The sequence below is a fragment of the Streptomyces aquilus genome, from assembly GCF_003955715.1.
GTDB lineage: Bacteria > Actinomycetota > Actinomycetes > Streptomycetales > Streptomycetaceae > Streptomyces > Streptomyces aquilus.
On sequence record NZ_CP034463.1, the window covers coordinates 9,507,689 to 9,532,519 of the forward strand.

Genomic DNA, 24,831 nt, shown 5'->3' on the forward strand with positions numbered 1-24,831 from the left:
GTCCACCTCCTCGCACCGCACCGCACCACGGCAGGCGGCCAGCCCGCACACCTCTACGAGGACATATACGGCCCGTCATTGTTCGATCGCCAAAACGGTGCTGCCGAACAACGCCCCGGCGACTGAACTCGTTGACGTGCGTGGCGCCCCTGCCCCCGGAACGGACGGCACCCGCCCGCACCTCATCCGCACTCCGCCCCCACGTCACCGAAGAGGACGCTGCCCCGGCATGGAATCACCGCCCCCCGCCCCCGCTTCACCCGCACCCGCACCGTCCGCCCCGGAAACATCACCGAGAGCCGCCGCCGCGACCGCGGGGCAGTCGCGGCTGGGATGGCTGGACGCGTTGCGCGGCCTCGCCGCACTCGTCGTGGTCTTCGACCACGCGTCGTACACGTTCATGGCGGACTTCCGGCGGGAGCTGATGCCGCAGTTCAACACCAGCCGCTACGGCATCATGGTGTTCTTCCTGGTCAGCGGCTACATCATCCCCGCGTCGCTGGAACGCCGGGGCTGCGTCCGCACGTTCTGGACCGGACGGTTCTTCCGCATGTACCCGATGGGGGCGGCAGCCGTCGCGGCGCTCGTCGCCATGAACCTCATGGGACTGGCCAGGCTGCCGGACCTCGGCGGGCTCAGCGCCGCCACGGTGGCCGTCGCCCACGTCACCATGCTCCAGGAGCTGCTGGGCACACCGAGCCTCCTGCTCACCCTGTGGACCCTCTCGTACGAGATGGCGTTCTATCTCCTGGTCGTCGCGCTCTTCACGGTCCGCCGGCACCAGCAATCCGCCGCCCTCGCCGTCACGTTGGCCGTGCTCGCCGCCGTGAGCGTGGCAGCGCAGACGGTGCTGCGGCCCTCCGCGCTGTCCGCCACCGCCGGCACCGGCCCGACGGCCGTTGCCGCAGCGATCGCCGTGGCGGTCGCCGTCTGCTGCGCGAGTGCCGGCTCACCCGTGCTGCGGAGATTCGGGGGATTGCTGGGCGGGCTGCTGGCGCTCGTCCTGGTCGTGCTCAACGGCACGGTCCCGACCTGGGAAGGCCTGGTGATCCTCGCCGTGATGTTCCTCGGTACGGCCGTCTACCGCGCCGAGAAGCAACAGATCAGCCGGCGGCTCGCGACCGGCACCGCGGTCGTCGTCATCGCCTGTGCCGTGGGCAGCGCGTACCGGTTCGGCGACGGTGACCACTTCACACGGCGCGGCTGGATCGCGGCCTTCGTACTCGCCGTCCTCACCTTCGGCGCCGCACTGGCGTTGCGCCACCGGGGCATCCCCCGCCCGCTCACCGCGCTGGGAACCATCAGCTACTCCGTCTATCTGGTGCACCCGGTCCTGCTGGCGGTGATCGACCACACCCTCGGCCGGCAACAGCGGGACAGCCCCACACTGTTGGCGGCGTTCTTCCTCGTACTGCTGCCGTTGTGTGCTCTGACCCACCGCTGCATCGAAGCGCCGAGCCAGGCCTGGGGACGCAGGTACGCGCTAACTCGGCGTTGAGTCAGTCCTGTTCGCGATCCCTCGGGCGGCGGCCTGGCGCACCGACGCATCCGCGTCGTCCAAGTGCCGCGCGAAGAGCGGCAGATCGTGCGGAGTGTCGGCGTCCGTCGCAAGGTGCGGGTCCAAGAGCGACAGCGCGGTGGCCCGGACCAAAGGGGAGGGGGTATCGTCCACCAGCTGCCGCAGGCCGGGCAGGGCTTCCGCCAGGCCGGTGAGGACCCTCTCCGCCACCCCGACCAGGTTGGAGTGGGCGCCGAGACGGGGCACCAGCGCCCGGGCGACCGCCGCGCGTTCCCACGGTCGGAATCCGGTGTCCGCCAGGGCGTCGAGGCCGCGCAGCGCACCTTCGTACACCTCGGGCGCGGCATGGTCCAGCAGGGGGAGCAGCAACCACACGGCATCCCATCTGCCCAGGTCGCCGTACGCCGTCGCTGCCGCCGCGAGGGTGGGGGCGGGCGTTGCCGGGTCGGTGAGACGAGCCCGCAGGAGCCTCGCGGCGGCCTTGCCGCCGACGGATGCCAGAGCAGCGGCGGCCGACGGCCCCGCCCGCTCGTCGCCCAGCCAGCGCGAGGCCGGCTCCAGCAGCCGATCGTCACCCGATCGTGCGAGCTGAGACAGCAGCTCTGTCGCCACCCGCGGGTCCCGTTCCGCTGCCAGGGCAGTGAAAAGCGCGTCCCGCGCCTGTGGGCGATCCACATGTGCCAGCCGGAAAGCCACGGCGCAGCGCACCTCGGACGAAGGGCCGCCGGCCAGATCCCTCACCAACGAGGGCAGCAGAGGGTCGATGTGCCGGTCCGGCAGCATCCATAGGGCGGGCACACGGGCGGCGTCCGCCCCCCACCGGGCCGTACGCACCAGCTCCGCCTCGACGTCCGGGTCCGCCTTGCACAAGGAGACCACGGCCCGCGCCCGACCCCAGACGTCAGGGTGAGGATCACCCAGCAGCCGCAGCAGCGCGGGGACATCACCGGGCACGCCCAACTCCCACAACCCGTCCAGGGCGTTGATCCGCAGGTGATGGTCCGGGTCGCTGAGCAGCCGCCCATAGGCGTCCACGACCTCACGGTCGCGCAGCCCCAGCCGAAGAGACGCCAGCGAGGCCTGCCTGCGCACCCACGGATCGTCGTCGTCCATCAGCGCGGGCAGGACCTTGGCCCCGGCTGCGTGGACTCCCAGCCTGCCCAGGCCCACCGCCGCGCCTTCCCGGACCTCGGGCGCGGGGTCGGCGGCCGCCCGCGTCAGCACTGCGGCGTGCTCGATGTCACCGAGTTTCCCGAGCCCCTTCGCCGCCGCCGCCCGTCGCCAGGTGTCGCCCGTCTCCAGTTCCTTGAGGAAGAAGGCAACCTGATGGTCCGTCGTCATGAGCACCCCGGGAAGTAAGACCGGCGAACTGACGGGAGGTTGCGTCGACGGACCCGCTCACGGCTTGGCGGCCGGCGGTGCGGCCTCCCACACGAAGCCGTCCGGGTCGGTGAAGCCGTCGGTGGCGCCGCCGAGGACGATGCGATGGGAGCCGGTGCCGTCGGCCGGGACACCGAGGTCCTTGGCCAGGGCCGCACGCTTGTACAGCGCCAGCTTCACGGGGCTGTTTCCGGCGGGGGCGAACTCGACGTACTTGCCGCCGAAGCTCTTCGCCACGCTCAGGCCCTGACCGACGTAGCACTGCTTGGTGGCCTTCACGTCCTCGACGCCGAGGAGAAGGACCACTTCGTCGATCGTGCGGGTGTCGGGTCCGGTGTCCTTCTTCGCCGAGGTCGCGATCTTCCAGATCGTGCCGTCCGGCGCCTGGACGACGCCGCCATAGCCCCAGAACGATTTCGAGGCGGCCTTCAGCACGGTGGCGCCGGCCTCCACGGCGGCACCGACGAAGCCGTCGACGGTGGCCGGTTGGGAGACCGTGAGCGCGACCGTGCAGCCGCGGAACCCGGTGGTCGGCGCCTGGGACGTCTGGAGGCGTACGTACGCGTCCACGCCGAAAGCGCGGTAGAACGTGCGGGCGGCGGCCAGGTCGTTCACCTCCAGGGTGACGGACGTGAGGGAGATACCGGCTGCGGTGGAAGTCTTGGTTGCCATGACCATCACGCTAGGACCGGCACGGGTCCCGGGGCTTCTCCGATCCTGACCGGTCCTGCCAGAGGCCGCCCTCACCGCCACGGAACGACTCGTGGCGCCGGCCTGTCGACTCCGCTTCCGCGGCCATGGCCGCGGCGATGCGGGGAAACCGTTGAGGCATGAAGCTGACGCCCCAACGGCACCTCATGCCTACGACGTTGTTGCTGCTGCTGGCCCTGCCGTTCGCGGCGTCCTGCGACGGCGGCGGCACCGGCGCCTCCCGGGCCGACAACGCGCTGCGTGCGGCCGCGTCCGGGGACGAAGTGCTGATCAGCACCGACAACGGACTGCGGCTGCGCCCGGCCGACGGCGACCGCGTCACCGTGGACGACCGGATCGACGGGCACTGGTCCCACCACGGCGACCGCTGGACCCTGGATCTGGACTGCGCCGACCGCGACGGCCACGGCTGTCCACGGATGCCGTACGTCAAGATCCCTGACGGCTCGAAGATCACCGTCACCGCCCGCAACGCCGGCGTCGACGTGGTGGACGTCGCCGCCGCGCTGGACGTCACGACCGTCAACGGGGACGTGACGGTGACCCACTCCGGTCAGCAGGACGCCCCGTCGCGGCTGTCCACCCGCAATGGTTCGGTGCGCGCGACGTCCCTTGAGGCCGACCGGCTGCACGCGAGCACCGTCAACGGTGACGTGGTGATGCAGTGCGCTGCCGCGCCCGCGAGCGTGACCGCGAGGACCGTCAACGGCTCGGTCGACGTCACCGTCCCCCGCGGTGCCCCGGCCTACCGCGTCACGATGAGTACCGACAACGGGCGCACGACGACCGATGTCCACGCTCAGAACGCTGACCGAAACCGCCGGATGACGCTGTCCACGATCAACGGTGACGTCACGGCCCGCCGGGACTGAGGCGTGACTAGGTGTCAGTTTCACGTGAAACACCCTGACGTGGTGTTTTAAAGTGACTGTCGCTAGTTTTCCGCGACTCAGGGACCTGTGAGGGACACGCGAATCATGTCCACCGAAACGTTTGAGTTTCAGGTAGAGGCCCGTCAGCTGCTTCAGCTGATGATCCATTCGGTCTACTCGAACAAGGACGTCTTCTTGCGGGAGCTCGTCTCCAACGCCTCGGACGCGCTCGACAAGCTGCGCCTGGCCGCCCTGCGCGACGACAGCCTCGGCGCGGACCTCTCCGACCTGCACATCCAGATCGACGTGGACCCGGAGGCCCGTACGCTCACCGTGCGGGACAACGGTATCGGGATGTCGTACGACGAGGTCGGCACGTTGATCGGCACCATCGCCAACTCCGGTACGGCCGCCCTCCTCAAGGAGCTGGAGGAGGCCCAGGACGAGGCCGGCGCGGAGGGGCTGATCGGCCGGTTCGGCATCGGGTTCTACGCCGGCTTCATGGTGGCCGACGAGATGACCCTGGTGACCCGGCGCCTCGGCGAGAGCGGCGGCACGCGCTGGTCGTCCCGCGGTGAGGGCACGTACTCGCTGGAGAAGGTCGAGGACGCGCCGCAGGGCACGTCCGTGACGCTCCATCTCAAGCCCGCCGACCCCGAGAACCAGCTGCACGACTACACGTCCCCCTGGAAGATCAGGGAGATCGTCAAGCGGTACTCGGACTTCATCACCTGGCCGATCCGTCTCGTCCCGCAGCCCGGTGACGGCGAGGAGGCGGCCGAGCCGGAGACGCTCAACTCGCGCAAGGCCCTGTGGGCGCGCTCGCGCGAGGAGGTCTCGGCGGACGAGTACCACGAGCTGTACAAGCACGTCAGCCACGACTGGCGCGACCCTCTGGAGACGATCCGGCTCCAGGCCGAGGGCACCTTCGAGTACCAGGCACTGCTGTTCCTGCCGGCCCACGCCCCGCACGACCTGTTCACCCGGGACTTCCGGCGCGGTCTGCAGCTCTACGTCCGACGTGTGCTGATCATGGACGACTGCGAGGCGCTGCTGCCGCCGTACCTCCGCTTCGTGAAGGGTGTCGTCGACGCGCAGGACCTGTCGCTCAACGTCTCCCGGGAGATCCTCCAGCAGGACCGCCACATCAGGATGATCCAGCGACGGCTGACCAAGAAGGTCCTGTCGTCGGTCAAGGAGATGAAGGCCAACGACGCCGAGAAGTACGCCACGTTCTGGCGTGAGTTCGGTGCCGTGCTGAAGGAGGGGCTGCTCGGCGACCCGGACAACCGCGACGCCATCCTCGCGGTCGCGTCCTTCGCCAGCACCCGTGAAGGGGACGAGCCGACGACGCTCCAGCAGTATGTGGAGCGGATGAAGGACGGCCAGGAGCACATCTACTACCTGACCGGCGAGTCCCGGCAGAGCATCGAGAACTCCCCGCACATGGAGGTGTTCAAGGCCCGGGGCGTGGAAGTCCTGCTGCTGACCGACCCCGTCGACGAGGTGTGGGTCGACGCCGTGGGCGAGTTCGAGGGCAAGCAACTGCGGTCCGTCGCGAAGGGCGAGATCGAGCTCGACGTGCAGGGCGGCGACCAGCAGGACGGCGCACGTGAGGAGCAGGACGAGAGCTATGCCGGCCTGCTGGAGTGGATGAAGGAGCAGCTGGGGGAGGAGGTCAAGGACGTCCGGCTGTCGACCCGGCTGACCGTCTCACCTGCGTGTGTGGTCTCCGATGCCCACGACCTCACCCCGGCGCTGGAGAACATGTACCGGGCGATGGGCCAGGAGGTGCCGGTCACCCAGCGGATTCTCGAACTCAACCCTGATCACGCGCTCGTCCGTGGCCTGCGGCAGACCTACGCGGAGCAGGGGAAGGACCGGGCGGAGCTCGCCGAGACCGCCCAACTGCTGCACGGACTCGCCGTGCTCGCGGAAGGCGGACAGCCCAAGGAGCCTGCCCGGTTCGTCAAGCTGGTCGCGGAACGGCTGGAGCGCACGCTGCGCTGACGAGGAGGGGCTGGTCGTCGCCTCAGTGTCCGTCGCGGACCACCGCCAACCCGCCGACCCGGGTCGTGATGCCCGTCGGTCCGCGTCGGGCCGAGGCGAGCACGCCGGCCGGTCGGCCGAGGGCGTCGCCCTGCTCCACCTCGATCTCGACCGTCCGCGCTCCTGTCGTGTCGAGCAGGTGGGCGGCCAGGCAGCCGGTGCTGTTGGCGTTGGCGACGTCCTCGTCGACACCGATCGCCGGCGCGAACATCCGCGCCGCGCCCGGTCGGTCGTCCACCGGCGGTACGTACACGAAACAGCCGAGGAGCCCGTACCGCCGGCTTGCCGCTGCCAGCCTGCCGAGGTGGGGGCGGACCCGGAGCAGCGCCGACCGGTCGCGGACCGGTACCAGCATGCGTGGTGCGCCGGGCGCGGCGATCCGTGGCGCGTCGGTCGGATGCGGATCGTCCGCGGTCAGCCCGAGCGCGGCGACGATCGCGGCACGCTCGTCCGGTGCCGGGTGACGCAGTGCGACGAGGCCTTGGTCGAACCACACCTCTATGCCGTGGGGGCGGCGGATGGCGGTGGTGTCGAACGTGCGCCCGCCGGTGTGCTGGTGGTCGTTCAGCTCGTCCAGCGCGGTGCGGGTCAACCGGACGGCCTGCGCGGCAACGGTGCCGTGGCCGCAGCCGGACAGTTCGGCGCCGGCGGTGAAGAACCGGACCGGCCAGCCGCCGTCCGGCGCCCGCGCCGAGCCGAGGAACGCCGCGTGCGAGGTGCCGGCCGCGGCGGCGACCGCACGCCGGTCCGCGTCCGTCGCCGCCGGGTCGTCGTCGGTGACGGCCGTGGGACTGCCGCCCCGGCCGTCGCGCCGTACGCACGCATCGACCATCGTCACATCCGGCCAGGACAATGGCCTGCCCTTGCCGGCCTGTCTCAACCGGTGCCGCCCTGCGCCGGATAGTGGATGACGACCGCGCCGCCGGTGGCGTAGTTGGCGACATCGGCGGCCAGGCGCTGGCCGTGCGCCGACGCCCGCGCCGCGGCCATGGCGTCGGCGTCGGCGAAGTCGGCTTCGAAGACCGCGAAATACGGCGTTTCGCCCTTGGTCGCGGACCCCGGAGAGACGGCCGCCACGTCGAAGCTGTAGCGCCACGCAAGCACGCCGGGCCAATTCGCGACCAGCGGAAGGTGGTTGGTCACGTAGTAGTCGCGGAAGTGGTCAGGGTCGTCGGGTTCGGCATACAGGACCACCAACTTGTGCATGACGACCTCCGTCAAGAGACGTGGGCATCGGCTCTCCCGCCGAGTTCGTTTCGAAATCAGAAACACCGGGGTTGATGCTAGTGTTTCGAATAACGAAACGCAAGGAGGGTCATGTCGACACCGCGCCCAGGAACACCGGTTCGTGGATCGACGACCGGCCGTCCCCTCATGGCCGCGTTGGACCTGTTCGGCCGCAGGTGGGCGCTGCGCATTCTCTGGGAACTGCGTGCGGGGCCGCTCGGCGCCCGCGCGCTGCTGGCACGGTGCGAAGGACTGTCGTCCAGCGTCCTCTACCAGCGGCTCCGCGAACTCGTGGCGAGCGGGATCATCGCGCCCTCGGCCGATGGCTACGAGCTGACCCCGCTGGGGACAGCCCTCCGTGATGCCCTCCGTCCGCTCGACGAATGGGCGAGCGTGTGGGCGAAGGAGCAGGAACGCGACGATCAGCAGCCCACGGAGACGTGAGGGTCACGTCCGACCGGACGGTGTGGTCAAGCGGTGCCGGCAGGCGTCAGTCGTCCGGTGGGAGCAGGAGGCGGCCCTGCTGGGAGAGTCTTCGCCACCGGCTGGGGGTGGTGCCGTAGGTCTGGCGGAAGCGCCGGGAGAAGAACGCGGGGTTGGTGAAACCCCAGCTGCGGGCGACGGTGTCGATCGTGCGGTGCGCGTGCCGGGGGGCTGCCAGGTCGGCACGGGCTCCCTCCAGCCGGCGGCGGACGATCCACTTTTCGAGGCTGACTCCGCCGTCGTCGCACAACCGGTACAGCGTCCGCACGGAGGTGTTGTGTGCCCAGGCGATCCGCTGGGGGGTGAGGTCGGGTTCCCTGAGATGGGTGCGGGCGTAGGCCAGGACACGGGTGAGGAGGGTTTCCCTGCCCACAGCCCGGCGGGTGAGGTCGTCGCCGGCGACGGACACCACCCAGGCTCGGACGAGTTCCACGGTGGCGGAGGCGAGGGCGTCGGCTTCGGGGCCGATGTCGATCTCGTCGGCGATGCGGTGCAGGCCGAGCACGTGGTTGATCAGCAGCCGTCCGACGGGGCTGTGCTCGAGCGTCGGGATGGAGGCGCGGATCGTCTCTTCGGGCAGGCCGAGGCGTTCGGTGTCGAACATCAGGGCCAGCGTGCTGCCGAGGCCGGACCACCAGTACTCGTACCCGGCGGGCATGTGGTGCATGGTCGCGCTGTTCGGGCCGATGCGCCGGCGATGGTCGGCCCAGGCGAACCCGCCGACTCCCTGCTGGTGGATGTTGATCGCGACGGTGTCCATCACATCGCGCCGCGCCTGCCGGAGTGAGCGGGTGATGCGCATCCCCGTGCCCTGGGTGTGGAAGAGCGTGAGCGGGCCGAGGTGCCAGAGTTCGAGCCGTTTCCAGGTCGTGGCCTCGTCCTGCTCCTCCTGGACGGAGGAGACGCCGCCTTCACCGGCGGCCACCGCCTCGAAGGTCGCGATCCGGTCACCGACCCGCAGGTCGTTGGTGTCGAGGACGAGCACGGCGCCTCCCGTTCCGGACGGCGCCAGGCCGCCGCCCAGGGTGCGAGTGTCCGCCGCGCGGAGCTTTCCGGGCAAAGGTGCGTGTACAGCGCACCGGTATGCGTACATGTCTGCTGTGACTGGCGATGCCGCAGGTGCACGGGTGTCCTGCGCGGCCCGATCCGTGGCACGCAGGGGACAGGCTCTGGCAGGCAGGGTCAAGCCGGCCGGTGGCGCCCGTGCCACGCTCACGCACAAGTCCTTCACAACTACGGGGTGCGGCAGGGAGGACGGGTTCTTGCGGCGCCCCGGCCACCGGTTGGGAGAAGCCCATGCCCTACGTCACCGCATCCGACGACGCCCGGATCCACTACAAGGACTGGGGAACGGGTCGCCCGGTCGTCCTCAGCCACGGCTGGCCGCTGAACTCCGACAGCTGGGAGGCCCAGCAGCTGTTCCTGGCCGGCCACGGCTACCGCGTCATCGCGCACGACCGGCGCGGCCACGGCCGCTCCACCCAGACGTGGAACGGCAACGAGATGGACACCTACGCCGACGACCTGGCCACGCTCATCGACACCCTGGACCTGCGTGACGCCACCCTGGTCGGGTTCTCCACCGGTGGCGGCGAGGTCGCCCGCTATGTCGGCCGCCACGGCACCGCCCGGGTCGCCCAGGTCGTGCTCGTCTCCGCGGTCCCACCGTTCATGCTCCGGACCGACGACAACCCCGGCGGCGTCCCGATCGAGACCTTCGACGCGATCCGGGCCGGATCGCTCGCCGACCGCTCGCAGCTGTACCACGACCTGGCCGACGGGCCGTTCTTCGGCAACAACCGGCCCGGCGCCGACGTCTCCCCGGGCATCCGCGAGGCGTTCTGGCTCCAGAGCATGCAGGCCGGGCACCGGGCCGCCTACGAGTGCATCGCGGCCTTCTCCGCGACCGACTTCCGCACCGACCTGGACGCCATCGACGTCCCCACGCTGGTCATCCACGGCGACGACGACCAGGTCGTGCCCTTCGAGGTCGGGGGCAAGGCGTCGGCGGCCCGCATCAAGAACGCGACGCTGAAGGTCTACCCGGGCGCCCCGCACGGCATCACCGACACCCACAAAGAGCAGCTCGGCGCCGATCTGCTGGAGTTCCTCAATTCCTGACGCACTCACACCCGCGTCCCCGGCCGCCCTGCGGGGACGCCCGAGCACAGGAGCCCACACATGATCCTCAGCGGTCAGCGGCCTCGCCGCCGTACCGTCAGCGCCTGCCTGCTCGCCGCCGCGCTCGTGGCCGGCGTGGGCGGCGCGGTCGCCCCCGTCTCCGCCACCACGGCGCACCCGAGCGGCCCCAAGCCGACCGTCGTGCTCGTCCACGGCGTGTTCGCCGACGCCTCCGGCTGGTACCAGACCATCGCCGCCCTTCAGAAGGCCGGCTACCCGGTCATCGCCCCGGCCAACCCGCTGCGCGACCTGGGCGGCGACTCGGCCTACGTCTCCAGCATCCTCGACAGCATCGACGGCCCGGTCATCCTGGTCGGCCACTCCTACGGCGGCGAGGTCATCACCAACGCCGCCCGCGGCCACAGCAACGTCAAGGCCCTCGTCTACGTCGCCGCGTTCGCCCCCGACCAGGGCGAGAGCGCGCTGCAACTGGCCGGCAAGTTCCCCGGCAGCAAGCTGCCGGACGCGCTGATCGCCCGCGACTACCCGCTACCGGACGGCAGCACGGGCCAGGACGGCTACATCGATCCGGCCAAGTTCCGCGACGTGTTCGCCGCCGACCTGCCCTCTTCCCGGACCCGGCTGATGGCGGCCGCGCAACGTCCCGGCAGCGTGGGCGGGTTGGCCGGCCCGAGCGGCGCACCGGCATGGAAGGACCTGCCGTCCTGGTACGTCATCCCCACCGCGGACCACGTCATCCCGGCCGCCGCGCAGCGCTTCATGGCCGAGCGCGCCCAGAGCCGCACCGTCGAGGTCAAGGGCTCGTCCCACGTCGTGATGATGTCCCACCCCGACATCGTGGTCCGCCAGATCCAGGCTGCCCACCAGGCCACCCGCTGAGGAGCACACCGATGCAACCCGACACCATCGTTCTCGTCCACGGCTTCTGGGTGACACCGCGCGCCTGGGAGAGCTGGATCGCCCACTACCAGGACAAGGGCTTCAGGGTCATCGCGCCGCCTTACCCCGGCTTCGAGGCGGAGGTCGAGGCACTCAACGCCGACCCGACCCCGATCGAGGCCGTGACCGTGCCCGCCATCATCTCCGGCCTGGAGAAGGTCATCACCGAGCTGGACCGGCCGCCCGTCATCATGGGGCACTCCGCCGGCGGCGCGTTCACCCAGATCCTGCTCGACCGCGGCTTCGGCGCGGCCGGAGTGGCGATCAACTCCGCACCCACCGAAGGCGTGGCCGTCGTACCGCTGTCCCAGGTCCGCTCGACCTTCCCGGTGCTGAAGAACCCGGCCAACCGCCACCGCGCCGTCGGCTTCGACTACGACCACTGGCGCTACGCCTTCACCAACACCTTCCCCGAGGAGCAGGCCCACGCCACGTACGAGCGCTACCACATCCCCGCCCCCGGCAGCATCGTCTGGGGCAGCGCCCTGGCCAACATCCACCCCGGCCACACCGACACCTACGTCGACTACCACAACGCGGGCCGGGCGCCGCTGCTGTTCTGCTCGGGAGAGAACGACCACCTCATGCCGCCCAAGGTGCAGCAGTCCAACGCCAAGCACTACAAGGCCGAGGGCACCGTCACCGAGGTCACGGTGTTCCCCGGCCGCTCCCATCTGATGCCCGCCCAGGACGGCTGGGAAGAGGTCGCCGACCACGCCCTGGACTGGGCCCTGGCCCACGCCTGAGCCCTCATCGGCCAGCCCGGGACGTGCGTCGCCCGTCCCGGGCCCGGAAGAAGGCAACCTCATGAGCGACCTGCGGCTCACCCACATCGGCGGTCCCACCGCCCTCATCGAGACGGGCGGTTGGCGGCTGTTGACCGACCCCACCTTCGACCCGCCCGGACAGCGCTACCGCTTCGGCTGGGGCACCGCCTCCCACAAGTCCGCCGGCCCCGCCCTCGCCGCCTCCGACCTGCCGCCGATCGACGCCGTCCTGCTCAGCCACGACCAGCACGGCGACAACCTCGACCGCACCGGACGCGACGTCCTGCGTACCGCCCCGACCGTCCTGACCACCCCGGCCGGCGCCCGCCGCCTCGGCCGGGGGGCTCACGGCCTCGCCCCGTGGACCGTGACCCGCCTGCACGCGCCGGGCCGCCCCACCCTGACCGTCACCGCCACCCCGGCCCGCCACGGCCCGCCCCTGTCCCGGCCGCTGACCGGACACGTCACCGGCTTCGCCCTCACCTGGGAGGGCCAGCAGCACGGCGCCCTGTGGATCTCCGGGGACACGGTCCTGTACGGCGGCGCGCGCGAGGTGGCCAGGCGCCTGGCCGTGGGCACCGCCCTGCTGCATGTAGGCGGTGTGCGCTTCCCGATCACCGGACCGGTCCGCTACACCATGACCGCCGCCCAGGCCGTCCACCTGTGCCGCCTGCTGCGCCCCCGCACCGCCATCCCCGTCCACTACGAGGGCTGGCACCACTTCCACGAAGGCCGCGACGCCATCGAGCGAGAGCTCGCCCGCGCACCCGCGGACGTCCGCGACCGCTTCCGCTGGCTACCCACCGGAACAGCCACGGACATCACCGCCTGATCCGGCGTCCACACCCCCTCAGCCACGGCAATGGCGGTAGCGGCGCGTCAGCGCACCAGGAACTGCACGACCGCGATGACGCCGACGACGACGATCACACTACGCATGGCGGCGGGCGGGAGGCGCCGGCCGACCTTGGGGCCGATCTGTGTTCGGTGCGGTAGCCGATGGCTCCGCTGACGGAGCCGGGCACGAGGCCCAGGGCGTTGGAGACGTTGGCGGTGATCGGCGGCAGCCCGGTGGCGAGCAGTACCGGGAAGGTGATCAGGGTGCCGGAGCCGACGATGGTGTTGATCGTGCCGGCTCCTGTGCCGGCGTGTGTGCCCAGCATGTGAGGAGGTGCTCGGGGCCGGTGCGGGTCGCCGGCGCGAGCCTTGAGATACATGGCCCGCACACGTCCCGTTCCGGTATTGGGCGGGGCAGTGCGCGGCCAGTGCCTGCGGGGCGGCCTGGTTGAAGAGCCGCAGAGGCCGCCCGGATGCGCGCGACGGGCCCCGGCCCCACGCTGAGATCATGGCTACCGACCAGCCCGTCGTCATCTACCCGCCCGCGGAAGACGGTGGGCGCCGCGTTCGCATCGATGGGCATTTCATCGGGATTGCTTACGGCCTGCTCGACGTCGTGGCCTTCGTGCAGGAGGCCGGCCTTCAGGACTGGGACGAGATGGACGTGGTCCAGTCGTCGCTGATCGAGTGGCGGGGCGCTGGCCCGGATGCGTGGGCGCCCTGACGCCTGGAGTTCTGATGCGACGCTGCGTCCAGGCCGGGTGGGCCGGCCGGACCCCGGTCAGACGCCGGGCGGCGGCGTGAGGTCGAAGCGTGCGATGACGTCCGGCAGCCAGGCGGGCCGCCCGAACTCGAGCCCGTACTTGGCTGCGAGCACCGCCACCGCATCCTCGGTCGGCGGCGGTCCGTCGGCGAGCATGTCGGCGATCTCGCGGAAGCAGTGCTCGAATCCGGCCGGACTGATGATCTCGATCATGCGGGCCGGAACGGGGCCCGCGTTCCACATCGCGTGCAGCTCTCCACGTGGCTTGGTGATGTAGCCACCGGGCCCCAGGACGGTTTCACGGTCGCCGGAACGGAAACCGATCTCGCCCTCGGTGACGATCGAGTACTCGTCCTCCCGGGTGTGCAGGTGCGGCGGCACCAACGCCCCGACGGGGAACGGGTGCTCGACGACGGAGAGCGCTCCACCGGTATCGGCACCCCACAGCTTGAAGGCGACGCCGATGGAACCGAGGAAGCCCTCGGCCCCCTCGCCTGGACGGACGACAGTGAGCGGTGGGGCCGGCGACTCTGTCATGGTGATCACTCCTCGGCGTATTTTGGGGATACGCTGGTGTTCTCCTAAAAGGAGTCTCCGTCGCGGCACCCGAGGCGTCAAGAATTGAGTGAACAGAGACGTTCGTCGAATTCGCGCGGCTACGAGATGCGCAAACGTGCCGAGGATGTGCGGCGGACACGGCAGCGCATCGTCGAGGCCGCCGTGCATCTTCACGGCACCGCCGGCCCGGCATTGACGAGCATCTCGGCGATCGCCGAGCGCGCCGGGGTCACTCGGCTGACCGTCTACCGGCATTTCCCGGATGAGACGGCGCTGTTCGAGGCGTGCTCCAGTCACTGGCTGTCCCAGCAGAGGCGGCCTCGGCCCGAGGCGTGGGGCGCGATCGAGAATCCCCTGGAGAGGCTGACGGCCGGGCTCGCTGACATCTACCGCTTTTATCGCGCGGGCGAGCAGATGCTGACGCTGGGCATGCGCGACCAGCACGCCGTGCCCGAGCCGGTCCGCGCGGCCTGGGAGGAGATGACCAGGGAGTACGTCGAGGTGCTGGTCGCTGGAGGGGCGGAGGCCGACGACCCCGTCCGGCGGGCGGTCATCGGCCATGCCGTGGCGTTCTCGACGTGGCGTTCCCTGTGCCGGGAGCAGGGCCTCACGGATCGCGACGCGGTCGAGGTCATGGTCACGTTGGCGGAAGCGGTCGGCACCGACCGCTGAGGTCAGAGGACGTGCTCTTCAGGTGGTGGGGGAGCGGGTCGAGGTGATCACGACGGAGGTGTAGGGCATGGTGGCGTGGCCACCGAGCCTGTCGATCGCGGTTCCGGCGCTGTCCAGGACGTCGGCCATTTTGTCGGCGGGGAGTTGGGTGAGGCCGCCGAACGTGGGGAGCTGGTCGAGCCACTCCTCTCGGGTGTACGTGCGCTCCCAGGTGAAGTGCCACTGTTCCGGCTCGCTGAACCGGCCGGTCCGACGGATGCCGTCGGCGATTTTCGCGAACAGCGGCTGGTAGGCGTCCAGAGCCGAGCCTTGCAGCAGGCCGGGGTTGAACGGGGAGTCGGGGGCGACGCGTTGAAGGGCTTCGGTGAGGGCGGCGATCAGCTCGGCCGGGAGCTGCGGGACGTGGTGGAAGGGGGCGAGGCGGCCGCCGGGCCGCAGCGCCTGGGCCGCCTTGGCCGCGCCGGCGACGGGGTCCACCCAGTGCCAGGCGGTGCCGGCGATGACCGCGTCGAACTGCCGCCCGGCTGGCTGCCAGTCCTCGAACCTGGAGACCTCGACCTCGATGCGGCTGCGTCGCGCGAAGGCGGCCATGCGTGCGTCGGGCTCGACACCGAGCACCGTGCAGCCGGCCGCCTGGAATTGGCGGGCCTCGATGCCGGTCCCGGCTCCTACGTCGAGGACGTGCCGGCCGGGGCTTGCCGCGATGATCCGGTCCACCAAGGCCTGGGGATAGGGCGGTCGGGCGCGGTCGTAGCGTTCGGGGTCCACGCCGAACGACTCGGCTGTCTGCCGGTGACGGTGGGGCTCGGGTCCGGAGCCGCCGGGCTGTCCCTGCGTTAAAGTGGGCATGCGCCCACCCTAGTGGGCAGTTGCCCACTTGGTAAGACGGGGCGACCTGGAAAGGAAGACGATGCCGTCAGGGGTGCACATCCACAACGTGCGCGGCCAGCTGTTCGAAGCAGCCGAGCGCGTCCTGCTCCGGGACGGACCCGCCGCGCTGACCAGCCGGGCGGTCACGGACGAGGCGCACTGTGCCAAGGGTGTACTGCACCGGCACTTCACCGACTTCGATGCCTTCCTGGCGGAACTGGTCCTCGACCGCATCCGGGGCATCGAGGAGCGGACCACGACTCTGTGCGCGGCCGCCGGGACCGGGAGCGTGGTGGGCAACGTCGCCGACGCGCTACAGGACCTGTTCGTGCCGGTCACGGTGGCCATCGTCGCGCTCATCACCTTCCGCGACGGCCTGCGCGCCCGGCTGCGCGAGACGGGGCTGACCGGCCTTCCCCTGGTGGTGCAGGGCGCCTCCATGATCGCCGCCTATCTCACGGCCGAGCGGGAGTCGGGGCGCCTGGCCCCGGCCGCCGACATCGACACCCTCGCCCCCACCCTGGTCGGAGCCGGGCACCTGCTGTTCGCCGACCGGGCAAGCGCACCGCCGCAGCCGGCCGCCGTCCGCAAGATGGTGACCACCGTCATCGCCGGCGCCCTGCGACCCCCTCCTTCGCAGGACGAGCGCCGGACAGGTGACGGAAGAGAAGACCGGAGTTGATGGACATGCCCAGGCAGTTCGCCGGTTGGGACGAGTCGGCGTTCGACGTGTTGCTGCGTCTCGACGGCGAGCCGTCACAAGAGGTGATGCGAGAGACCCGCAAGGACCGCGAACGTCTCGTACGGCAACCGATGGTCTCGCTCCTGCATGACCTGGCATGGGAAGATCCCGCGTTCGAGGACCACTCCGTGTGGCGTTACGGGAAGACCCCGTGGTGGTGGCAGAACCAGTCCGCCGTGGCACGCGTCGCCCGGAACATCGAGATCGGGCTGCGCTTCAATCTGGACGGTCTGCGGGTGCAGGGCGCGTGGTGGTACGCCGACTCCGAGCAGATCAGCAGGTTCAGGGCGGCGGTCGCCGCTGAGGCAAGCGGCCGCGTACTGGTCGATGTGGTGGCGGAACTGCGCGGCAGGGGCTTCGAGATCACCGGGGACCTTCTGAAGCGTGTACCCCGGGAATACCCCGCCGACCATCCTCGGGCAGCGCTGCTGCGCCACCGATCGCTGCTCGCCGTGCGACACCTCGGCAGCGACGAACGGCTGCACACGCCGGAGGTCGTGGACCGGGTGCTGGCCACGTACGGGGAACTCAGGCCGCTGCTCACCTGGCTGACCACTCACGTAGCCGCTTGCGTTCCACCGGCGATCTCGGACTAGCGGGGTTCGTCGAGGCCGACGGGGCTCAACTCGGGGGCGCACCGGCGATGTTGTTGGGCAGAATGACCGCCATGACGTACAAAGGCTCCGCCATCGACCCGTCCAAGCCCAGCATCGCCCGGGTCTACGACTATCTGCTCGGTGGCAAGGACAACTACGCCGTGGACCGTGAGATCGGGGACGTCTTCAAGCGTGACCTGCCCGGATCGGTGGCCATCGCCTTTGCCAACCGCGCGGCTCTGACCCGGGCGGTCAGGGAGATCGCGAGGACCACCGGCATCCGGCAGTTCGTGGACCTGGGGAGCGGCCTGCCGACCGCCGACAACGTCCATCAGGTCGCGCAACGGCACGCTCCCGAGTCCCGGGTGGTCTACGTCGACATCGATCCCCAGGTGCTCGTTCACGGGCGCGCGCTGCTGGAGGACAACGACCTGACCCGTGTCGTCGCGGTCGATGTGCGCGATCCCGAGGGCATCCGGACACACCCCGACACCGTTGAGATGATCGACTTCGACCGTCCGGTCGCTGTGATCTTCAGTGCCATCCTCCATCACGTCAACGATGACGAGGACCCGGCCGGCATCGTCCGTTACTGGCGCGACCACGTGGCGTCGGGCAGCTACTTCTTCATGAGTCACTTCCGCTCCGGCAACAACCCGGAGACCGTGGAAGCGGAGGCGGTGCTGCAGCAGACGTTCGGCCGTGGCCGGTGGCGGACCGACGCGGAGATCGCCTCCCTGCTGGACGGTCTGGAGATCCTCGACCCGGGGATCGTCCCCGCGTCCCTGTGGCGTCCCGACGAGAACGACGACGCCATGGACATCGGGCAGAGGCGCGAACTCACGGTCTGGGAACACCTCATTGCCGCCGGCCTGGCCCGGAAGGCGTAGGGCGGGTCCCTTCGCCGGAAGGCGTAGGGCGGGTCCCTTCGGTAGCGCCCGGCCCGGTTCCGGTCAGGACGGCGGGGCGGCCAGGACGGCCTTGGCGGCCAGCCGCAGCTGCCTGATCATCGGATTCGGGTCGCCCTTGCGGCTGACCAGGGCGACCTGGCTGGGGGGAGCACCCTCGACCGGGACGGTGACGAGGCCGGGACGCAGTGAGCTGCGTCGGTCGCCGACCGGCAGGACGGCGATCGCCCCGCCGCTCGCGACGAGTTCCAGCTTGTCCTCATAGCTCTCGATCGGCGGCACGCCGGCCCCGAGGATCCGGTAGGAAGGCCAGTCCGCGGTCTCGAACGCGCACGGCGCCACCTCTTCGTCGGCCAGTTCGTCCGCGGTCACCGACGCGCGGTCGGCCAGCGGATGGTCGTGGGGGACCACGAGCATCCGGGGCTCCTCGTACAGCGGGGTGGTGACCACCTCGTCGGCGGCGAGCGGCAGCGGGGTCCGCGCGATCAGGGCGTCGACGTGCTTGTCGGCCAGCGCGCCGACGTCGCTGCAGCTCAGATGCCGGGTGGCGATCTCGGCGTCCGGGTGGCGGTGGCGCAGTTCCCGTACGGCGGCAGTGATCAGCAGGTCTTCGACGTAACCGATGGTGATGCGTGCGGTCTGGGCTTGTTCACGTACCGCCAGTTCGGCCTGGCGGGCGGCCTGGAGCAGGGCTTGGGCCCGGGGGAGGAACGTCTGGCCCGCCGGCGTGAGCCGGGTGCCCTGGGGGGTGCGGTCCAGCAGTCGTGTGCCGAGGTACTTCTCGAGCCGTTGGACCTGGCGGCTCAGCGCCGGCTGGGCCACGTGCAGGTCGGCGGCGGCTCGGCCGAAGTGCTGGTGCGCCGCCACCACGGTGAAGTAGCGCACCAGCCGCAGTTCCAGGTCCTGTCCGAGATCGTTCACCCTTGCAGGGTACGTGCCATGCCGTTTCGGAATGACCGGTTGCCGAAGAGGTCTTGGACGGCCGGACCGTCCAGCGCCTTGACTGAAGGAGCAACGTTTCCCTGAGAAAGCGACAGGCGCGATGAAGGCGATCCAGTTCCACGAGGCGGGCGGGCCGGAAGTTCTGCGGTACGAAGAGGTGCCGGTTCCCGAGGTCGGCCCGGGCGAGGTGCTCGTCCGGGTGCACGCGGCGGGCATCAATCCGCCCGACTGGTATCTGCGTGAGGGGATGAAGGTCATGCCGGCCGAGATGAGGCCGGTGCTGGAGTTCCCCCTGACCCCTGGAACGGACATGTCGGGCGTGGTCGAGGCGGTCGCCCCGGACGTGCGGGGGTTCACCGTCGGGGACGAGGTCTTCGGCATGCTGCGGTTCCCCGGATTCGACGGCCGGACGTACGCCGAGTACGTGGCGGCACCGGCCTCTGACCTGGCGCACAAGCCGGCCGGTATCGACCACGTCGAGGCGGCCGGTGCGCCGATGGCCCTGCTGACAGCCTGGCAGTACCTGGTCGACCTCGGCCACGACGTGCCGTCCCCCTTCACCGGCCAGGTGCACCAGCCGGTGCCGATCACGCCAGGGATGACCGTGCTGGTCAACGGTGCCGCGGGCGGCGTGGGGCACTTCGCGGTGCAGCTGGCGAAATGGAAGGGGGCCCACGTCATCGCGGTGGCCTCGGGTCGGCACGAGCCGTTCCTGCGCAAGCTCGGCGCCGATGAGTTCATCGACTACACCACGACACGGGCCGCGGACGTGGTCAGCGGCGTCGACCTGGTGATCGACACCGTGGGCGGCCCGGACAGCGCACGCTTCCTGAGCGTGCTCAGGCGCGGCGGCACCATGCTTCCGGTGTTCTTCGCCGAGTACGACCCGGAGGTGACGGCGCGTCTGGGCATCACCGTGTCGAACATCCAGGTGCGTTCCAACGGCCCCCAGCTCGCCGAGATCTCGCGCCTGTTCGACGAGGGCCAACTCCAGGTCGGGGTGGACAGCACCTACCCGCTGTCCGAAGCGGCCAGCGCCCACACCCGAGCCGCGCAGGGCCACATCCAGGGGAAGATCGTGCTGACGGTGGCGCCTCGTCACCGCTGACGTGACCCCATCGGTCGGGGACAGGCGTACCGCGTTCCTTCTTGCCGGTACGTTGGGCCGCAAGGCCCGGCAGGTGCGGGCGGACACACCAGTACGAACACACCAGTACGAACACAACGGGGAACGCCATGATCCGGTCGCTCCTGCGACGTCACCGAGCGGGCTCGGGCTCCGCGATCCCGGACGCGTGCACGCCCGGCCGGCACGCTCTGGCCACCCGGCACCTGCTGTTCTACACCCCGGTGACCAAGCTCGACGCGTTGGCGGCCATCGCCGCGGGCGCGGACCCCGATGCCCAGCACTGGCAGGGGAACCAGATGGACCAGGTCGTACCGGACGCCGACACCAGACGGACCCTGCTGGGCATGGGCCCGGCCGGCGCAACCCCCCGTTGGTTCATCCGGTCCAACCCCGAGCTGGCCGAGCCCTTCGAACCCAGCCCGGAATTGCCCGAGTTCATGGTCTGCGTACACCGCGACAGCGGGCGCTACGCCGGGTACCTCGAACTCCACCCGGACAGCGCGGAGATCGGCGGCAATCTCGCCCCCGACCATCGAGGCCAGGGCCTCGGCTCCGAACTGTTCCTGGCGGGCGCGGAGTTCGCCCACAGCCACGCAGGTCTGCCGACGGTACGGGCGGGAACAGCGACGGAGAACCTCGCCTGCCGCCGCGCCCTGGAACGCGCCGGCTTCGTCCCGGCCCCCGGCCCGCCCCGCCACACCCTCCCCGACGGCCGAGAGATGGACAGCGTCTGGTACCGGCACGAGGGCGCCGCGTCCGTGTGCGCGAGACCTTGAGGTAGCAGCGGCAGAGCAGAGACAGGGGGTGACGCCTACCAACGCGCGTTGTCGGCCACACCAGTTCCGCCGTTCTGGCGAGCCTTCTGTTTCGCGGTCCCTTCGCTGCCGACATGCCCAACGAGGGACGAAACGCCCTTGTGACCCACCGGCCCTGGCCGCTGACCGGCAGGACAACGGCTGGGCTGCGCGGCATCGGTACGGAAACAGCTGACCTTCTCCGGCTGAGGCGCGCGTTGCGCCTGTCTCAGAGCCCGGTCACCTTGCCGCTCGCCGAGATGTCGTAGACGAGGGTGAGCGTGCGGCGGCCGTTCGGTGGGAGGGGGGTGTCCCAGCGGGCGATGCCCTCGGCGTCGACCGTGTCCGGAGCCGGGGAGCAGGCGTCCTCGCGGATCCGTACCTCCACCGCCGAGACCTCGGAGACCGGGATGCGCTCCCGTACGGTCACCACCCGCTCGCCTGCTTCACCCGGGGCGGAGAAGCGGGAGAGGTGCACCCGAACCGTGCGCGTGACGGTGGTGCGCTGGGAGAGCGCGGAGGAGTCACGGGACTCCTCCACCTCGCGCAGCACCCGGTAGTCGTCGTGACTGCCGAAGGCCAGCTCCAGGGGAGCGCCGGGAGCTGTGAAGCCCAGCGTCCCACGGCCGCCGAAGCCGCCTGCTCCGACCAGGTCCACCGGGCCCGCCAACAGCGCGTGCCCCGCGGGGTTGTCGCAGCGCACGACGTGCGTGACGAGGGGGGACAGTTCGGGCGAGCAGGCGTACTCGCTGCGTGCGACCGCGTCGGCTGCCGACAGCGGGATGCGGTGGGCGCGGCCGTCGGCGGGGACGGAGACGGGAGTGGGGGAGCGCAGGACCTGGGTGCGGCCGCCGTCGTCCACTCCTGGCAGGCCGAGCACCGGGGCGGGGCCCAGCTCGGCGATCTCCTCCTCGCGCAGTTCGACGGCGACCGTGCGGCGCTCCGCGGGGGAGCGGTCGGTGAGCGTCAGCCGGTCCGGCGTGAGGTGCGGCGGTTCGGTGGCCAGCGCCGAGCGGGCCGTGGACAACGCCAGGCGTACGTCGGTCCAGTCCTCGCCGGTGCACTGCCAGACCATGGCGTCGGTCTCCAGGCTGAGGTGCTCGCCGTCGAGCACGGCCCGGTAGGCGGGGCGCCACAGGGCACACGCGGTGAGGTGACTCAGCCGCAGCCGGGCGGGGCCGGCGGTGGCGGCCTGCACGGTCAGCTCGACGTGGCCGACCAGTTCGGCCTGGCGCCGTTCCGACAACTCGATGGCGTGCTCCGCCTGATGGAGCTCGGTGGCGAGGGCCTTCAGCCGGGCCTCGACGGTGCGCACGTGCTCGCCGTGCGCGTCACGTTCGTCGTCCACCCGGTCCAGTTCCGCCGTCCACCGCGCGGTGTCGGTCTCGCCGTGACCGGCGCCCTCGCCGATCTCCCGCAGCAGGTCGGCGGCGAGGCGGGAGAGCAGGTCGAGGCGGGCACGCAGCCGGTCGCGCTGCCGTTCGAGCGCCGAGCGTTCCTCCTCGATGGCGTGGACGCGCAGACGCAGAGCGGAGTCGTCGGCGTCGGGCAGCGGCCCGCGTGGTGTCCAGGCGCGGACGATCTTGGCGTCGAGGACGGTCGCCTCGCCTTCGGCGGTGGTCACTTCGGCGTGGAGGGTCGGGTCGACCGCCAGAGCGCTGACCGGTCCGAGGCGCAGCCGCTGCACGCCGGCCTGGAGTTCGAGGGTGACGGACCGTTCGATCTGGGCCCGGTCCTCCAGGCAGGTGACGGCGGTGACGGGCAGCGGGATCGGGTCGAGGTCGGTGGACATGGTGTGTCAGCTCCTGCGGTTGCCGCCGACCAGGGCCTTCGCGGCCGGGATGCGGATCTCGTAGCCGCCGCTGCGGGTGGCGGTGCCTCCGGCGGGCAGGTCCACGCGCCACACGCGCGTGCCGGGGTCGGGGTGGTCGGCGGAAGCGGTGTCGTCGGGGACGGTCCAGTCGGCCTGTTCCTCGATGCGGATGTCCGCCTCGGTCGTGGTCGGGACCTGTTCGCGGACTTCGACGGTGACGGGCCCGCCAAGGGTGTTGGCCAGCTCCACATGGACGCCGTGGGCGAGCACGGTCACGTTGTTGCGCAGTCCGGCCGTCGACTCCTTGAGGCTGGTGCGGCGGGTGACCCGGATGCTCTCGGCCGGCCCGAGGCCCATCCGCCGGGCGCCGCCCGGGGCGAGGGTGGGCAGCGCGGCAGCGACCACGAAGTCGTCGTCCACCCGGACCTCGACGGGACCGGCCAGGAGCGCCTGATCGGTGGCGTTCGACAGCACCAGAGTCGCGTACACCCGCTGCTCCACCGCCGGCACACAGACGTACTCGGTCCGCAGACCGACCGGGATCCGGCCGACGGTGACGGTGTGCCAGGTGCCGTCCGAGGGAACGTCGGCGCGGGCGACGGCGTCGTAGCGGTGGTCGAAGGAGCCCGCCGACGCGCGGGGCCGCACGGCGTGTGCGGGCAGCGGCAGCGCGGCGACCGCCTCGGCCCGTCGGCGGTGCTCCACGGCCACCGGGTCGAAGGACGGGGCGGGGAACAGCCTTCCCCTGCGGGCCGCCGGTTCGGCGGGGCCGTTGAGGACGAGCGCGGCGTAGTCGAGTTCGGCGCTGCTGGGCTGCGGTGGGCCGACGGGTGGGGCGGGTGGCGCCGGCGGCGGGGCCATCCCCCCGGAGGGCGCCGCTGGTGCGGCCGCGGGGGCGGCCTGGGGCGCGGCGTGGAGGGCCGCCATCCTCGGCTGCGCCGCTCGCGCGGACGCGACCGGTGCCGGGAGGCCGCCAGGTGCTGCGGGTGCCGAGGGCCTGCCGCCGTACGCCGGAGGGGCGGGCGGGACGGGAGCATCGGCGGCGCTCACGGAGGGAGGTACGGGCGGGAGGGCGGCGCCGTACACGTCGGGGGAGCGGGGAACGGCGCCGACGTGGACCGGCGCGGAGAGCGGAGCCGGGCGGGGACCCGCGGCGTCGTACGCCGTGAAGAGGTCGGCGAGCCCGGCGGGTGGCTCACGCCAGCCGGACGGCTCGGGGGCGGGCTGGCGGCGGCCGATCCGCAGCGAGCGCAGCCGCGGCAGTTCCGTGGCGCGCCCCAGGTCGGCGGTGGCCAGCGCGATCCGTACGCCGGTCCAGTCCTCACCGGTGCGTTGGGCCACGGCGGCCCGCAGTACGAGGGTGCCGCTGTCGTCGGCCTGACGGCAGGTCAGGCGGTAGGCCGGCACCCACACGGCGCCCGGGACGCCGTACTCGATCTCCAGGTCCACCTCACCGGTTCCGCCGTCGAGGGTCACGGCCGCGCAGACCGTGGTGAGAACCTGCCCGGACGGTGCGGCGGTGGAAGCACGTTCGCAGCGGTCCACGGCGATGGCCAGGTCGTGCTCCAGGCGGCGCAGCTCCTCCTCGGACTCGGCGAGGCGCTCGTGCAGGCGGGTGAGCCGCTCGTCGACGAAGTCCGCGAGCGTCAACCACGCCTCGGCAGGAGTACGGCGGTGGTGATCGGGATCATCGCGCTTGCGCGGCGGCGGAACCGGACGGAGCTCGGTGATCTCCTTGATCCGGACCAGGAGCCGCTCGTGCCGCTCCCGGGCCGCGGCGCAGGCATCTTCCAGCCGTTCCCTCTCCTGCCGCAGCCCGTCGGCGGATTCCCCGTCGGCGGGCTCGGCCTCCACCACGACGCGTACCGAGGTGACCCGCGCACCGGAGTCACCCGTGACGCGGGCCCGCACGGAACCCGGGTCCACCGTGCGGGGCAGCCCCGTCACCAGCACACGGCCGTCGGGCGGAACCGTCCCCCGCGCCAGTCGGCTGCACAGCGCGCCCTGCGCGTAGACCACCACCGCGTCCAGAGCCGACGCCCACCGCGGCACCCCTTCGGACTTCATGCACTCAACCCCCGTCATGTCCGTGCGGGCGAAGCCTAGCGCCCGTGCCGG

25 protein-coding genes and 1 pseudogene are annotated in these 24,831 nt (G+C 71.1%); 15 read left to right on the plus strand and 11 right to left on the minus strand.

Annotated elements, in window-relative coordinates; translation table 11 throughout:
* Positions 1 to 229: 229 nt before the first annotated feature.
* On the plus strand, positions 230 to 1,498 hold the full coding sequence (locus tag EJC51_RS43570; protein ID WP_126276171.1) for an acyltransferase family protein: 1,269 nt from the start codon (positions 230 to 232) through the stop codon (positions 1,496 to 1,498).
* Here EJC51_RS43570 and EJC51_RS43575 read toward each other — a convergent pair.
* Positions 1,484 to 2,860, minus strand: coding sequence for a HEAT repeat domain-containing protein (locus tag EJC51_RS43575; RefSeq protein WP_126276172.1), 1,377 nt, complete (start codon positions 2,858 to 2,860; stop codon positions 1,484 to 1,486). The two genes, EJC51_RS43570 and EJC51_RS43575, sit on opposite strands and share 15 nt — an antisense overlap.
* Before the next feature lie 57 nt (positions 2,861 to 2,917).
* Positions 2,918 to 3,577, minus strand: coding sequence for a VOC family protein (locus EJC51_RS43580; protein WP_126277375.1), 660 nt, complete (start codon positions 3,575 to 3,577; stop codon positions 2,918 to 2,920).
* A gap of 152 nt (positions 3,578 to 3,729) precedes the next feature.
* Here EJC51_RS43580 and EJC51_RS43585 point away from each other — a divergent pair, with 152 nt between their 5' ends.
* Entirely contained in the window at positions 3,730 to 4,482 is a 753-nt protein-coding gene (locus EJC51_RS43585; protein ID WP_126276173.1) for a DUF4097 family beta strand repeat-containing protein, read from the plus strand.
* A 105-nt stretch (positions 4,483 to 4,587) separates the two neighbouring features.
* On the plus strand, positions 4,588 to 6,492 hold the full coding sequence (gene htpG, locus EJC51_RS43590; RefSeq protein ID WP_126276174.1) for a molecular chaperone HtpG: 1,905 nt from the start codon (positions 4,588 to 4,590) through the stop codon (positions 6,490 to 6,492).
* Between the two features lie 22 nt (positions 6,493 to 6,514).
* On the opposite strand, the gene EJC51_RS43595 is transcribed toward htpG, so the two are convergent.
* Together EJC51_RS43595 and EJC51_RS43600 are read right to left on the minus strand one after the other, a co-directional pair.
* Positions 6,515 to 7,363 (minus strand): PhzF family phenazine biosynthesis protein, encoded by an 849-nt coding sequence (locus tag EJC51_RS43595; protein ID WP_126277376.1) that lies wholly within the window; start codon positions 7,361 to 7,363, stop codon positions 6,515 to 6,517.
* A 44-nt stretch (positions 7,364 to 7,407) separates the two neighbouring features.
* Positions 7,408 to 7,737: an EthD family reductase gene (locus tag EJC51_RS43600; RefSeq protein ID WP_126276175.1), complete on the minus strand. Its 330-nt coding sequence runs from the start codon at positions 7,735 to 7,737 to the stop codon at positions 7,408 to 7,410.
* Between the two features lie 168 nt (positions 7,738 to 7,905).
* On the opposite strand from EJC51_RS43600, the gene EJC51_RS43605 reads away from it, so the two are divergent.
* Complete coding sequence (locus tag EJC51_RS43605; RefSeq protein ID WP_126276176.1) at positions 7,906 to 8,202, plus strand: winged helix-turn-helix transcriptional regulator; 297 nt, start codon at positions 7,906 to 7,908, stop codon at positions 8,200 to 8,202.
* A gap of 46 nt (positions 8,203 to 8,248) precedes the next feature.
* Here the strand turns inward: EJC51_RS43605 and EJC51_RS43610 are convergent, their stop codons facing one another.
* Positions 8,249 to 9,226, minus strand: a complete 978-nt coding sequence (locus EJC51_RS43610) for a helix-turn-helix domain-containing protein (protein WP_126276177.1) — start codon at positions 9,224 to 9,226, stop codon at positions 8,249 to 8,251.
* A gap of 311 nt (positions 9,227 to 9,537) precedes the next feature.
* On the opposite strand from EJC51_RS43610, the gene EJC51_RS43615 reads away from it, so the two are divergent.
* The 4 genes from EJC51_RS43615 to EJC51_RS43630 all read left to right on the plus strand — a co-directional run bounded on the left by EJC51_RS43615 (position 9,538) and on the right by EJC51_RS43630 (position 12,921).
* Complete coding sequence (locus EJC51_RS43615; RefSeq protein WP_126276178.1) at positions 9,538 to 10,362, plus strand: alpha/beta fold hydrolase; 825 nt, start codon at positions 9,538 to 9,540, stop codon at positions 10,360 to 10,362.
* A 60-nt stretch (positions 10,363 to 10,422) separates the two neighbouring features.
* Entirely contained in the window at positions 10,423 to 11,262 is an 840-nt protein-coding gene (locus EJC51_RS43620) for an alpha/beta fold hydrolase (protein WP_126276179.1), read from the plus strand.
* Positions 11,263 to 11,273: 11 nt separating this feature from the next.
* Positions 11,274 to 12,068: an alpha/beta hydrolase gene (locus EJC51_RS43625; RefSeq protein ID WP_126276180.1), complete on the plus strand. Its 795-nt coding sequence runs from the start codon at positions 11,274 to 11,276 to the stop codon at positions 12,066 to 12,068.
* A gap of 61 nt (positions 12,069 to 12,129) precedes the next feature.
* Positions 12,130 to 12,921: an MBL fold metallo-hydrolase gene (locus EJC51_RS43630; protein ID WP_126276181.1), complete on the plus strand. Its 792-nt coding sequence runs from the start codon at positions 12,130 to 12,132 to the stop codon at positions 12,919 to 12,921.
* 151 nt (positions 12,922 to 13,072) lie between these two features.
* On the opposite strand, the pseudogene EJC51_RS43635 reads toward EJC51_RS43630, so the two are convergent.
* Positions 13,073 to 13,252: pseudogene (locus EJC51_RS43635) on the minus strand (TSUP family transporter); the annotation flags it as partial.
* Between the two features lie 182 nt (positions 13,253 to 13,434).
* On the opposite strand from EJC51_RS43635, the gene EJC51_RS43640 reads away from it, so the two are divergent.
* The gene (locus EJC51_RS43640) at positions 13,435 to 13,650 is read left to right on the plus strand and encodes a hypothetical protein (RefSeq protein ID WP_126276182.1); all 216 of its coding nucleotides are present in this window, start codon (positions 13,435 to 13,437) and stop codon (positions 13,648 to 13,650) included.
* A gap of 57 nt (positions 13,651 to 13,707) precedes the next feature.
* On the opposite strand, the gene EJC51_RS43645 is transcribed toward EJC51_RS43640, so the two are convergent.
* A complete protein-coding gene (locus tag EJC51_RS43645; protein ID WP_126276183.1) occupies positions 13,708 to 14,226 on the minus strand; it encodes a cupin domain-containing protein in 519 nt (172 codons plus the stop codon).
* An 84-nt stretch (positions 14,227 to 14,310) separates the two neighbouring features.
* Here EJC51_RS43645 and EJC51_RS43650 point away from each other — a divergent pair, with 84 nt between their 5' ends.
* Complete coding sequence (locus tag EJC51_RS43650) at positions 14,311 to 14,919, plus strand: TetR/AcrR family transcriptional regulator (protein WP_244363152.1); 609 nt, start codon at positions 14,311 to 14,313, stop codon at positions 14,917 to 14,919.
* 18 nt (positions 14,920 to 14,937) lie between these two features.
* Here the strand turns inward: EJC51_RS43650 and EJC51_RS43655 are convergent, their stop codons facing one another.
* Positions 14,938 to 15,768 (minus strand): class I SAM-dependent methyltransferase, encoded by an 831-nt coding sequence (locus EJC51_RS43655; protein WP_207924675.1) that lies wholly within the window; start codon positions 15,766 to 15,768, stop codon positions 14,938 to 14,940.
* A 61-nt stretch (positions 15,769 to 15,829) separates the two neighbouring features.
* On the opposite strand from EJC51_RS43655, the gene EJC51_RS43660 reads away from it, so the two are divergent.
* From EJC51_RS43660 to EJC51_RS43670, 3 genes are all read left to right on the plus strand, one after another.
* Positions 15,830 to 16,471, plus strand: a complete 642-nt coding sequence (locus tag EJC51_RS43660; RefSeq protein ID WP_208870785.1) for a TetR/AcrR family transcriptional regulator — start codon at positions 15,830 to 15,832, stop codon at positions 16,469 to 16,471.
* Positions 16,472 to 16,476: 5 nt separating this feature from the next.
* Positions 16,477 to 17,127 (plus strand): DUF2461 family protein, encoded by a 651-nt coding sequence (locus EJC51_RS43665; protein ID WP_126276184.1) that lies wholly within the window; start codon positions 16,477 to 16,479, stop codon positions 17,125 to 17,127.
* Between the two features lie 71 nt (positions 17,128 to 17,198).
* Positions 17,199 to 18,017, plus strand: a complete 819-nt coding sequence (locus tag EJC51_RS43670; protein WP_126276185.1) for an SAM-dependent methyltransferase — start codon at positions 17,199 to 17,201, stop codon at positions 18,015 to 18,017.
* 63 nt (positions 18,018 to 18,080) lie between these two features.
* Here the strand turns inward: EJC51_RS43670 and EJC51_RS43675 are convergent, their stop codons facing one another.
* Positions 18,081 to 18,956, minus strand: coding sequence for a LysR family transcriptional regulator (locus EJC51_RS43675; protein ID WP_126276186.1), 876 nt, complete (start codon positions 18,954 to 18,956; stop codon positions 18,081 to 18,083).
* Between the two features lie 121 nt (positions 18,957 to 19,077).
* On the opposite strand from EJC51_RS43675, the gene EJC51_RS43680 reads away from it, so the two are divergent.
* Positions 19,078 to 20,085, plus strand: coding sequence for an NADP-dependent oxidoreductase (locus EJC51_RS43680; protein ID WP_126276187.1), 1,008 nt, complete (start codon positions 19,078 to 19,080; stop codon positions 20,083 to 20,085).
* A gap of 128 nt (positions 20,086 to 20,213) precedes the next feature.
* Positions 20,214 to 20,882 (plus strand): GNAT family N-acetyltransferase, encoded by a 669-nt coding sequence (locus EJC51_RS43685; RefSeq protein ID WP_126276188.1) that lies wholly within the window; start codon positions 20,214 to 20,216, stop codon positions 20,880 to 20,882.
* A gap of 247 nt (positions 20,883 to 21,129) precedes the next feature.
* Here the strand turns inward: EJC51_RS43685 and EJC51_RS43690 are convergent, their stop codons facing one another.
* Together EJC51_RS43690 and EJC51_RS43695 are read right to left on the minus strand one after the other, a co-directional pair.
* A complete protein-coding gene (locus EJC51_RS43690) occupies positions 21,130 to 22,692 on the minus strand; it encodes a mucoidy inhibitor MuiA family protein (protein WP_126276189.1) in 1,563 nt (520 codons plus the stop codon).
* Positions 22,693 to 22,698: 6 nt separating this feature from the next.
* Positions 22,699 to 24,780, minus strand: coding sequence for a DUF4139 domain-containing protein (locus tag EJC51_RS43695; protein ID WP_126276190.1), 2,082 nt, complete (start codon positions 24,778 to 24,780; stop codon positions 22,699 to 22,701).
* Positions 24,781 to 24,831: the final 51 nt, after the last annotated feature.